Source organism: Flavobacterium sp. ov086, from assembly GCF_900187965.1.
In the GTDB taxonomy this organism is placed as follows: domain Bacteria; phylum Bacteroidota; class Bacteroidia; order Flavobacteriales; family Flavobacteriaceae; genus Flavobacterium.
On sequence record NZ_FZNL01000011.1, the window covers coordinates 154,162 to 166,315 of the forward strand.

A 12,154-nucleotide genomic window follows, 5' to 3' on the forward strand; every position below is an offset into this window, starting at 1 on the left:
TATTATATTTTTTCAAGCGACTCAATATCTAAAACATCTACTAAGCGGCTTAAACTTCTTTTGGATAAACGTCTAAAAGCCAATTCAATAAATATAAATCGAATCATTAAGATTTGGCCAATTGCAACTGCAATAAATACTAAAAATAAATTTAGTTCCTGAGTAAACAATTGCGCAATTAGACCTGCAATTGGTAAGCATAATAAAATGAATAATAAAATCTGGAAAGCTTTGTTAATTTCTACGTTTACAGTTCCATTTTTGTTAGTGACTTCCCCGTTTAAAACACAAAAAGCACCTTTTCCTATTTCAGTTGAAATTATTTTAAAGCTGTTGTTGTTAATTGTTCCAAGAAAAGATTTATCAGTTATCTTCGAACTCAAACTTTCAGAAATTTGTGTTCTTCGCTTTAAACGTTCAAGAGATTCTGTTTGTTCTCCAATTATTTTGAAGCTATAATTACTTGCCGGAAATATTTTCATTTTTGTGAACGTTCTTTTGTAAACTTAGAATTTGAAAACTACTTTTTAGTTTTTGTACTTGCTTTTGCTGGTTTTACTGCTGGTTTCTTTTTATCATAATTTAAGGTTTCTTGCCTGACTTTCAGCGGAACATCTTTGTTCTTGGCTTCGTCATCTTTTCCTTCCTTGATTAATTTGTCATTCATTTCATTTTCTTCTGCGGTAAAAATATCGTCTTTCGACTTTATTCGTTCATCACCACGCCAGACTAAACCTCTTAATTTACGGGCATTTTCGGGTAAATCGGCTTCGGGATAGATATCACCATCAACTTTATTATAGAATGTAATCGTTTCTATGGCATTATTTTCCAGAATCAGATTGATTTTACTACTCACATTTTTATTGATTCCGATGAGTTCTTTTTCATCATTTCGCATGAAATAAATGACTTCGGTATTTTTGATAACATCAACATCATGAAGTTTTCCATCTCTGAATTTTCCAAATAAATTGATTCCCTTGACTTGATTATAACCGGTTCCGAGTGTGTCCCGCGAGACGAGAAAGGTGTTATTGAGTACTTTTAACGAATCTAATTTTTTGGTGGTATTATCGCCAATTAAATGCATGACTTCTCCGGTAATCTGATTATCGCCATTCCATAAAATCGGGCTTCCTATTAGTTTTGTCAAAGCGGTTTTAGAATTTGAATGAATAGAATCACATTTTCCGCTCATGTCTATTTTAAAGAAACGAACATTTTTGTACGCTCTTAAAATTCGTTCACCTTCTTTGCCGGTAACCATTAATTTTTGTCCGTGAATGTAAACCGAATCCTTTTCAACAAGGTTGATTGCAACCGCTCTTTTGGTTACAAACATCGAATCTTTCAGTTTGTAAATTTCGGCATAATGTCCTTTTACAATTCCGCGATTTATAGAATCTGTAATCTTTACATTTCGCGTTGCCGATGCAAATTCAACATTTCTATCATAATACAAACTATCGCCCTCGATAAGTCTGTCATCATATTTTATATAGGATTTCCGTAAAAAGTGGGCGAGGTTTTTCTTGGTATCATAAAAACCTTTTTCTGTATAAATATAATTAGCTTTACTGGTAATCGTTGATGGACCAAACAAATAAGTATGTCCTGAATTGCTATAATAATCTAAGTGATTTGATTTTATAACGTATTTTGGATTTGTAATTGTTACTTCGGTTAAAAACTGAAATTTCTTTTCCTCAACATAATATCTACCTGATTTACTTACCAGCGTATTGTCTTTATTGACAATTGTACCTTTTGTATTGTAAAAAACCTGCTGAACATTTCGATCAAAATTAATTGTATCCGTGCTTAAAGTAGCGTCAGGCGAACTCATAACAGCATCTCCGGTTGCAAAAGCTTTTTTTGCGTTTCCACTATATTCGGCATATTTACTATTAAGGAACAAAGTATCACCTTGCACTAATTGTACATTTCCAAAAGCTTTGATGTAGTTTTCTTTCTGAAAGAAATAAGCTTTATTACAAGTTAATACGACACCATCATGATTTACTTTTACATTTCCGGTAAGCAAAATCCCGTCAGGCACTAAAACTTGATTAACTTCTACAAGGTCAGAATTCTCAATATTAATTGTTTTTGGTTTTGGCGCTTGTGCAAAAATGGATTGTACGCTTAACAAAAGCAAACAGTAAGATATGAAAAAGAGTGATTTCTTCAATTGATTAAATTTTTGTCAAATTTATGAAAAAGGTTACAACCTTATAATGTTATTAGGATTAAATTATATCTTTTTAGATACAAAGGTTTTCTTAGTAGGTTCAAAGTTACAGAGGTTCAAAGGGACAAAGGTTTAAAGATTCAATAAGGACTGTGATATTTCTGGTAAAATGAATTTTTATAGGGAATGTATATCGTAGAGACATACAGCAGTGCGTCTAATATGGAGTAGGTTCAAAGTTGCAGAGGCTCAAAGGGACAAAGGTTTAAAGATTCAATAAGGACTGTGATATTTCTGGTAAAATGAATTTTTATAGGTAATGTATATCGTAGAGACATACAGCAGTGCGTCTAATATGGAGTAGGTTCAAAGGTTCAGAGTAGCAAAGGGACAAAGGTTTGTTAGCTTTTTTTGTAAACGAATTTTATGCACAATGTATATCGTAGAGACACATAGCAGTGCGTCTAACATAAAGAAAGTGATATGCATTCAAAATGTTTTAAGTCCTTAAAAAAACTTTGTCCCTTTGAGCCTCTGTAACTTTGAACCTTTTTTTAGTTACCAACAAAAGGTAAAACTATTTCGTTGTAGTTATATTTTTAGATTTGAAATTAGTGAGAGTTTCTTCTGAGTTTTAAAATTTAGCTTAAATTTAAAAAATGGTTTCTTGTATTGATTCAATCTTTATGATTCAGTTAAGAAACAGTTTATAAAACAGATATGATAAATAAAAGAATTATAGTTGCAGGAATGGCTGTGACAATGCTGTTTTCGGCATGTAAAACAAAAGATTTAAAAATGAATACTGTTAAAGAAGAAGTTTCTACAGATAAGAAAATTGTAGTGTATCAGGTTTTTACACGTTTATTTGGAAACAAAAATACCAGCAACAAACCTTGGGGAACTATTGAAGAAAACGGAGTAGGGAAGTTCAATGATTTTACAGATAAAGCACTTCATGAAATTAAAGATTTAGGCGTTACATATATTTGGTATACCGGAGTTCCGCATCATGCACTGGTTCGAGATTATACGGCTTACGGAATTTCAAATGATGATCCTGAAGTAGTAAAAGGCCGTGCAGGATCGCCTTATGCAGTAAAAGATTATTACAATGTAAATCCTGATTTGGCAATAAATCCTGCAAATAGATTACAGGAATTTGAGGCTTTAATTGCCAGAACTCATAAAGCGGGATTAAAGCTGATTATTGATATTGTTCCAAATCATATTGCGAGAAAATATGAGGGAAAGAATAATCCTGATGGAGTTAAGGATTTTGGTGCGAATGATGATGTAAATGTAGAATACAAAAGAGATAATAACTTCTATTATATCCCGAAAGAGCATTTTGAAATTCCAAATGGAGATATTCCGTTAAACGGAGAAAAGAATCCTATGATTGATGGTTTCTTTGATGAAAACCCAGCAAAATGGACTGGAAATGGTTCCCGAAAAGTAAAACCGGATCAAAACGATTGGTACGAAACGGTAAAAGTAAATTATGGTATTCGTCCTGATGGCTCTAAAGATTTTCCGGAGCTTCCGGCTGGATTTGATCAAAAATCGTATGCAGAACATTTTGCTTTTTGGCAGGATAAAGATGTTCCGGATTCCTGGAAAAAATTCAAATCGATTGCTTTGTATTGGACAGCAAAAGGTGTTGATGGTTTCCGTTATGATATGGCAGAGATGGTTCCGTATGAATTTTGGAGTTATATGAATTCGGCTATCAAAATGAAAAATCCTAATGCTTTTTTATTGGCAGAAGTTTATAATCCGAATGAATATCGCAATTATATCCGTTTAGGAAAAATGGATTATTTGTATGATAAAGTAGAAACGTATGATAAACTGAAAGACATTATCAGAGGAAAATCTTCGCCTGACGGATTATCAGATATTCAAAAAGGAATGCATGATATAGAACATCATATGTTACATTTTCTGGATAATCACGATGAACAAAGATTAGCAAGCCCTGAATTTGCTGGAACTCCCGAAAGAGGAAAACCTTTGATGGTGGTTTCGACAACAATAAGCACTTCGCCAACAATGGTTTATTTTGGACAGGAAGTAGGAGAGGCAGGAAATGAAAATGCAGGTTTTGGAACGCATTCAAGAACTTCGATTTTCGATTATGTAGGAGTTCCAAATCACCAACGCTGGATGAACGACGGAAAATTTGATGGAGGAAAATTATCAGATTCAGAAAGAAGTCTTCGTGATTTTTATAAAAGATTGTTGAATTTTTCGATTAATAGTTCGGCTTTAATGGGAGATTTCCAAGAGATACAATCTGTAAATCGTCAGAATAATGTAGGTTATGATGAATTGATTTATTCTTATGTCCGTTGGTCTGAAACTCAAAAACTGATAATTGTAACAAATTTTTCTTCTGAAAAAACAAGTGAATTTGATTTGAAGATTCCATCAGATGTTATTTTAAAATGGAATTTAAAAGATGGAGAATATATTCTTACGGATCAATTGTACTCGAATAATAAAAATATTTTGCTTGTAAAGAATGGTGAAGGAACTGTTATAATTAAAATAGCACCTTCGGAATCGTTTATTTATGAAGTGAAATAGTTAATTAAACCCGACAGTCCCGAAGCCTGGGGATAAAACCTGTCGGGTTTGCTTTATAAAACTTTGTAAGATGAAAACTTAGTTTTTATAAATAATAAAACTATTTGGTTTTAAAAGTGTGTTTCCTATTAATACTTTAGAATTCTGAGGCAGTGTGATTACTTTTTTTATGCCAAAGTTAATAATAACAGTAATTTTTTCTCCTTCGAATAATCTTGTAAAAGAAATTTGATCTTTTGAATATTCAAGATTTTCATAAGTTCCGTATTGTAAAACTTTTTCTTTATTTCGTAAAGCGATTAGTTTTTTATAGCTGTTAAGAATAGCGCTTTTTTGACTTTCTAAAACGTGAACATTTGTTTTTTTATAATCGGAATTAATTTTAATCCAGCTTTTTTCTTTAGAAAATCCTGCAAAAACGGTTGAATTCCATTGCATTGGACTTCGCGATTTATCACGATTGTGTTCGTTTCCTTCAAGAAGTGCTTCTGCATTATTTTTGCCTTTTTCAATTGCCAGTTTATAATGTGTTCTTCCTTGTATATCGACCATTTCGTCAATTTTTTTGGCAATAATATTGTGCATTCCTATTTCTTCTCCATAATAAATAAACGGAACCCCTTTTGCAGTAAGCATCAAAGCTGTTAAAGCAATTGCTCTGTCTGTTTTGCCATCTGCCAGTCTATCTATCATTCTAGGCATGTCGTGGCTGCCAAAGAATAAAGTGGGATAATTGCTCATGTTTTTCTCCATACTTTGCAATTCATCAAAAATACGTTGTGTAGAGAACTTTTTGATGCTTCCGAAATTGAAATTAAAAACAACATCTAGTAAATCTTGTGATTGATATTGCTTTAGGACTTCGATTTTATCGCTGCCTATTTCTCCCACAATAAATCGGTTATCATATTCATTTACCGTAGATTTTATAATTCGCATAGCATTTTTTACACCTTCCTGATCAATGTCGTTTATGTGATCTTGTTTTCCGTCTTTCATCGGATTATCTTTTGTAATTCCGTTGGTGGTTAAGAAATTAATGACATCCAATCGAAAACCATCTACACCGGAATTAAGCCAAAAACGCAATACATTCTGAATCTCAGCAACAACTTTAGGATTTGACCAGTTAAGATCGGCCATTCTATTATCAAATTTATGATAATAGTATTGGTTGGTTATAGGATCTTTTTCCCATGCCGTTCCTCCAAAAAAGGATTCCCAATTATTGGGTTCATCTTTCCAGATATAGTAATCACGATACGGATTATCTTTTGATTTCCTTGATTCCTGAAACCATTTACTGTCAGTAGAAGTATGATTAAAAACCATATCTATAATTACTTTAATACCACGCTTGTGCGATTCATTTAGAAATGTATCAAAGTCGGCTTTGTTACCATATGTTGGATCTACTTCATAATAATTGGCAACATCATAGCCGTTATCTACTTTTGGAGAGGTTAAAAAAGGAGTAAGCCAAATACCTTTTATCCCCAGATTTTGTAAATAATCCAGTTTCTCAGTCATTCCTTTAAAATCGCCGTATCCATCACCATTACTATCGGCATAACTAGGCATGTAAATTTGATAGAAAACAGATTCTTTCCACCATTTTTTATCAACGGTTTTTTGAGCAAAACCAATACTTGTTTGTATCATTAAAAAGAAAAAGAATAAGCGATTTAGTGTGTTGGATTTCATAGTAAGATTTTACTTTTTCTGTTGAAATTTATAATCCACTACAATTCCGTTAATTAACATTTTTTCTCCTTCGTATGTTATTTTTCCGCTTGACGGCACAATTACTATTACGGCAGAACTTAATGCTTCGATTTTTATTTTAGAGGAAGAAGAAATATTCCTGGCAATGAAACTTCCGGAAACAGTATTGTATAGATCTACTTTTTTACCTTTTTGAGTTTTTATAGTAACTGTTTTACTTTCAGAATAGGGATTGTAATACAGGTAAGAAGGATAAGCTTTATCACTATAAAAATCGGTTGCCAATAAATCAAGCTGTAGTATTCCGGTAACATTCGTTGCACGGATAATGCTTCCAAAAATGCCAACATGACCACTTCCGTAAACACTAAATTGAGATTCTTTAGGATTTTGACCTAATACCCAAAGCGGACCGTCACCTTGTGCTACGGGGCCTTTTAAGTTTTCGTGTTCTTTATAACTCGATTGACGAATAATTCCTTCATATCCAATTACTCCTTTTGTAACTTGGGCAAATTCAGGAATAGTCTGATGTTCTTTTGGCATGTACTGTGGGTAGAAAAAACGGGAAGCATTAGCTGCGTTCAACATCCATTTTCCTATTGCAGCTGCATATGATTGATCGTATCTTACCATTGGTACTAACGGCCAGGCAGCATCATAGGTATTCATCAGAAAGCCATATCCGCCATGATCTACAGTACTTCCAAAAGTACCTGAAATGTCAAAACCGTTCCAGTTTCCTACCAATGCACCCCAGCCTTCACGGCAAATTGGCGTTCCGTCAAAAGTCCAGTCTAACATTTTGTTTGTGTTATATTTTGTTCCTTCTTCGGCATTAATTCTTGCTGCTAAATAAGCTCCAAAAGGCATTAAAACTTCGTAAGTAGGGTTTTTAGATTGAGATTCTAAAGCTGTTAAAGCACTTTTTGCTCCTTTTAAATATTTGGCATCTCCAAATTTTTTGTATGCCATATACAAAACCCATGCATGTCCTGCAGCGGCATCTGGCTGAGTACAGATATGATTTGTCATTGGCGTCATTTTCGCATAATCAAAATAAGAATAATCATAATTTCCATTTAAAATTAAATCAGCCTCGTAGAATTTATTTGCGATAGTTCTGGCAATTTCAGTAAAACCGGGTTCATTTGGATATTTGTCATAAACAGCAAAGAACAAAAGATTAGGATATACATCATACCACCAGTCACGACCGTAACCTCCGCCAAGCAAAGCAACTTCGGGACACGTATTATTCATCATAATATCCCAGTTTGTTTCTTTGTTGAAGTAGTTTTTAAGCATTCCAACATAATTCAGATTTGGCTGGTTTTTATCAATACCCACTAATGTTGCGCCTAAAGTTGCGCCCATTGTAGCCAGAGCTTCATGAAACATTCCATTATTGTGATCGGGACCTTGCCTTACATCGCCCACAGCTGTATATAAACCTACAACGGTTTCAGGGAAGTTTTTTTTGCTGTCGTCCATCCAAACCATTGGCCAAAACTTTCCTTTGGCATTAAAATCATACACGGTTTTATCAAAATCTAAAGCTAGTTTCTTATAATCAATAATCTTCAACTGCTGTGGAAGATTTGGCATTTGGTCTATGCGAGGTATCTTTTGCTGTTTTATTTGTGCCGTTGTATTTAAAGCAAACAGACATGAAACAGTAAGTTTTATAAATGTATTCATTTCTTTGAGTGTTTAATTTTAAAGCAATTTTACTGTTGCTTCATCTAAGATTTTTGGTGTAATTTCTATTTCCGGAGAAAGTTCTAATCCTTGTTTGATAATTTTTTTGCTAATAAAAATGGAGCATAATTGTAATAATGCAATTATTCCGATTGCATATCTGAGCGCAAAATCTTCAGAAACGGTATAATATAATGTCAGGAAAGTTCCGGCACCCAGAAGTCTGCCAATGTAAAGTCCTGCTTCATGATTTAGGATATAAGCAAACTCACCTCTTTTTTCTATGCGGGATACAATGTCAATTACTTTTAACTGAATAGGGAAGTAGGCCAGATCCATTAAGGGTTTTGCGATGAGTAATAACAACAAAAAGAGAATCACGCCAGTTTTGTCAAAAAGCAAGCCGTTTAAGCATGCGCCTAAAGCAAATAAAATTAGTCCGACTGAAAAGATTTTGATTCTGTCTGATGGTTTTGAAAATCGTCCAATAAAGTAAATTATGATTGCAGCCAAGACCGCTCCTATAGATTGTGCTTTTCCCAAAGCGCCTTCTTCACCTAATATCTTAAAAATTAGCATTGCAGGAGCTGTTACTAAAAATCCTTGTGCTAAACCTTTGAAGGTTGCGAGCGATAATAGTTTATACCATAAAGGATGGAATTTGAAAAAGATATATTGTTTTTGCACCGGATTTTCAAATTTGCCTCTAAAACATACTATAGAGGCTATAATAGTAATTAGAAAAACGATTCCGGTAATGATTACATAGGCTTGATGCTTTTCAATTTCACCTGTTTTAGATTGTATAAACCAGCCAATTGTTGCGGGTATTGCAATAGCGATAATGGTATAAATAAAGGTTTCTAATCCGTAGTAATAATTACGATTCTGATCATTGGTAATGGCTAATGCAAGATAATCACGATTAGACCAGTACAAACCAAAAGAAAGTCCCATTGTGATTCCGGCAACACCAATTCCGGTTAAATCGAGTGTTTTTAATGACATCATTATAATCATCGAAACACCACTTAACATCATCCCTATGGAATATAGTTTTCTTATATTGAAATGTTTCAATAGAAAGCCATTTAATAAGAATGTAAGCGGAATCCCTGTATAAATTGCCAATTGATAAATAACAACTTTAGAGGTATCGTTGGAATTCCTCATAATATAAGCTGCTACAAAAATGTCAATAACGGGTAAAACTAATGCGTAAACTAGATTTGTAAAAATTAAGATGCGAAAATTGTGGGTTTGGCTTTTAAAATGATCAATTTCTGATATAAGTTTTTTAAACATTAGTTGGTTTTTAGAAGTAAAAGAATTTCGTTAATCGAAAATTGTGCACCACAAACAAACTCATCAGAAGCACCATAATAAATGGTAACAGTATCTCCGTCGGGTTCGATAATATGACCGTTTGTAAATACGACATTTCCAAAGAAACCGCTTAATTCATAATCTGTTGTAGGAATCATAATAGGTGTTTCGGTTCTTGCGATTACTTTGGTTGGATCTTTTAAATCCATTAAAAACGCTCCTAAACAATATTGATGATTTTCATTTGCACCATGATAAATTTCCAGCCAGCCTTTATCGGTTTTTATTGGAGCAGCTCCGGCACCGATTCTTTTACTGTCCCAAAATCCTTTTCTTGTTTTAAGAATACAATGGTGATTTCCCCAATGAATTCCGTCTGGAGACGAAGCAATCCAAATATAATTTCCTCCAATATCTACGCTGCTTGGGCGATGTAAAGCGTAGAATAATCCGTTTATTTTTTCTTCAAAAATGGCACAATCCTTATTGTGTGCCGGCAAGATCATACCGTGTTTTTTAAAGTTTATCCAGTCGGTTGTGGTGCGTAAACCAACACCAACACCATTATCTGATACAGAAGTAAAGGTTAGGTAATAGGTTCCTTCGATTAAAGAAACCCGACAATCTTCTATGCCAAATGTTTCTAAAATTCCCTCTCCAACTAAAGATGGATAGTTTTCGGGCTCATAAAAATCACGTCCATTTTCGCTGCATAATAAGCGCAAATGCGAAAGCGTGGTTAAATAATCGACTCCTTTATAGTTAATTACACGTGCATCTGTTGCGATTAACTCAGGATCATCTTTTGGAATTTCAATGATTTTAATTGCACCAGTTTCGGTTAATATTGGAAAAGAAATGATGTTTTCTTTTTGTTTCGGTCTTTCGGCTACTCGTACCACTAGCCATGTTTTATTTTTATATTGAAATACTCCCGGATTTAATAAACAGGTAATCTCTAATCCACCTCTGCTTGCTGGAATATCGATAGGGGATAATAGAGGATTTGCTGTGAAACGGTTTGCTATATCTTTCATGTTTTTTATTGCTAAGTTGTTGTAAATAAAAAGGTAACGAATTTTTCTTTTGCAAGAAAAGAAGTTACCCCTTATTTAAATTAATGTATTAATATCCAGGATTTTGGGTTAATTTTCCGGCAGTTTTATCAATTTCTGATTGCGGAATTGGGTATAACATATTCTTATCCTGAAATTTTTTCCCACTAGCTGTCATAACCTCTTTGACTATTCCCCATCTTTTTAAGTCCGCAAATCTTTGGTTTTCAAAACCAAGTTCTGCTCTTCTTTCAGTAATTAACCAATTTTTTATAGTTGTTTTATCAGATGATGATGGTCTGTCTGGCAAAGTTCCCGCTGGAGATATTGTACCATCTACGGTAATCGTAGTTCTGGCTCTTGTTCTAATTTGATTGATTATAGTTACTGCTCCGGCATAGTCTCCGGTTTCATTAAGAGCTTCGGCTTTCCAAAGCAACACGTCTGCGTAACGCATATAAACTTTATTACTTGGCGATTGATCACTTCCTTTATTTGTTCCATTGATTGTTCCTAATATTTTATTGACCCATTCTTTGTCTCTGTTTACCGTATATGATTTTCTAGGGTCATTTGGTTCAAATGAATTTGTAAAATCTGTAGTTGGGGCAAAAAATCCCCAACCAAGTAATGCACAATAACCATTTCCTCTTGCTGGAACAACATTGCTTTGATGATCAAAAGAAAAAATCACCTCATTGTCTGTAAATTCTGTTTGCGTGCTAAAATTATCGAAGTAATTGGCATTCAGATTATAAAATCCAAGTCCTTGCAGTTCATTTACACTTGTAATTACTTCTCCCCATTTTTGATTGTATAAAGCTGATTTTGCCTGAAGTGCAATTACAGCACCTTTGGATACTCTCCAAGGTTCTGTTTCTGCACTAATTTTTGCATTTGGCATTAAGTCTTTCGCCAAAGCCAAATCTGTATTGATTTGATCCCAAACTTCAGCTTTAGGAGCTCTTACGGCTTTATCAAAGGCTTGTTGATATGATTCTATAGTGGTCAGGATTAATGGAACATCCCCAAAATCATTTACCATTCTGAAATAATAGAAAGAACGCAGAAAATAAGCTTCACCCAATAATTGATTTTTTCTTGCGGTAGTGATTCCTGTAATGCTTTCAATGTTAGGATTTAACAGAAAATCAAGGGCGATATTCACTCTTTTTATTCCTTCAGAATTGTATTTCCACATACCACTTATTCCACCATTACTAGAGGTATAAGTAAAATTATCGAGTTCATCCATCCAGGGTTGATCAGAATTAGATATCCACGTTTTTTGCATATCATCAGATGCTACATCTTGCAGAATAATATCATTATTAGTAACAAGTCCGCCTGCCCAATCCCAATCTCCCATTAAATTAAATGTATTTCCTAAGAGTAAATACGAAGAACTAACAGAGTTTTCTATTGCAGTTTTGGTAGGAGTTGCATTTATTTGTTTATTTGTAAGCAATCCTACAGGGTCTATCGATAGTTCGTCGCTGCAACTTGTTAAGGTTGCTAATCCTATAAATAGTGTTGCTATTTTTGTATATTTCATGATCGT

Annotated in this window: 8 protein-coding genes; 1 reads left to right on the top strand and 7 read right to left on the bottom strand. The window is 33.8% G+C overall.

Annotated elements, in window-relative coordinates; all coding sequences use genetic code 11:
• Positions 1-2: 2 nt before the first annotated feature.
• Together CHB81_RS13730 and CHB81_RS13735 are read right to left on the bottom strand one after the other, a co-directional pair.
• Positions 3-482, bottom strand: a complete 480-nt coding sequence (locus CHB81_RS13730) for a hypothetical protein (protein WP_089352434.1) — start codon at positions 480-482, stop codon at positions 3-5.
• A gap of 38 nt (positions 483-520) precedes the next feature.
• The gene (locus CHB81_RS13735; RefSeq protein WP_089352435.1) at positions 521-2,161 is read right to left on the bottom strand and encodes an OstA-like protein; all 1,641 of its coding nucleotides are present in this window, start codon (positions 2,159-2,161) and stop codon (positions 521-523) included.
• A 753-nt stretch (positions 2,162-2,914) separates the two neighbouring features.
• Between CHB81_RS13735 and CHB81_RS13740 the strand changes: the two genes are divergently transcribed.
• Positions 2,915-4,786: an alpha-amylase family protein gene (locus CHB81_RS13740; protein WP_089352436.1), complete on the top strand. Its 1,872-nt coding sequence runs from the start codon at positions 2,915-2,917 to the stop codon at positions 4,784-4,786.
• Positions 4,787-4,864: 78 nt separating this feature from the next.
• Here CHB81_RS13740 and CHB81_RS13745 read toward each other — a convergent pair whose 3' ends face one another.
• The 5 genes from CHB81_RS13745 to CHB81_RS13765 all read right to left on the bottom strand — a co-directional run bounded on the left by CHB81_RS13745 (position 4,865) and on the right by CHB81_RS13765 (position 12,148).
• Positions 4,865-6,490, bottom strand: coding sequence for an alpha-amylase family glycosyl hydrolase (locus tag CHB81_RS13745; RefSeq protein ID WP_254921095.1), 1,626 nt, complete (start codon positions 6,488-6,490; stop codon positions 4,865-4,867).
• A gap of 9 nt (positions 6,491-6,499) precedes the next feature.
• A complete protein-coding gene (locus CHB81_RS13750) occupies positions 6,500-8,212 on the bottom strand; it encodes a hypothetical protein (RefSeq protein ID WP_089352438.1) in 1,713 nt (570 codons plus the stop codon).
• 18 nt (positions 8,213-8,230) lie between these two features.
• Positions 8,231-9,517, bottom strand: a complete 1,287-nt coding sequence (locus CHB81_RS13755) for an MFS transporter (protein ID WP_089352439.1) — start codon at positions 9,515-9,517, stop codon at positions 8,231-8,233.
• A complete protein-coding gene (locus CHB81_RS13760) occupies positions 9,517-10,575 on the bottom strand; it encodes a glycoside hydrolase family 130 protein (protein ID WP_089352440.1) in 1,059 nt (352 codons plus the stop codon). The genes CHB81_RS13755 and CHB81_RS13760 overlap by 1 nt, the downstream gene beginning before the upstream one ends.
• A gap of 88 nt (positions 10,576-10,663) precedes the next feature.
• Positions 10,664-12,148 (bottom strand): RagB/SusD family nutrient uptake outer membrane protein, encoded by a 1,485-nt coding sequence (locus CHB81_RS13765; RefSeq protein WP_089352441.1) that lies wholly within the window; start codon positions 12,146-12,148, stop codon positions 10,664-10,666.
• Positions 12,149-12,154 lie beyond the last annotated feature (6 nt).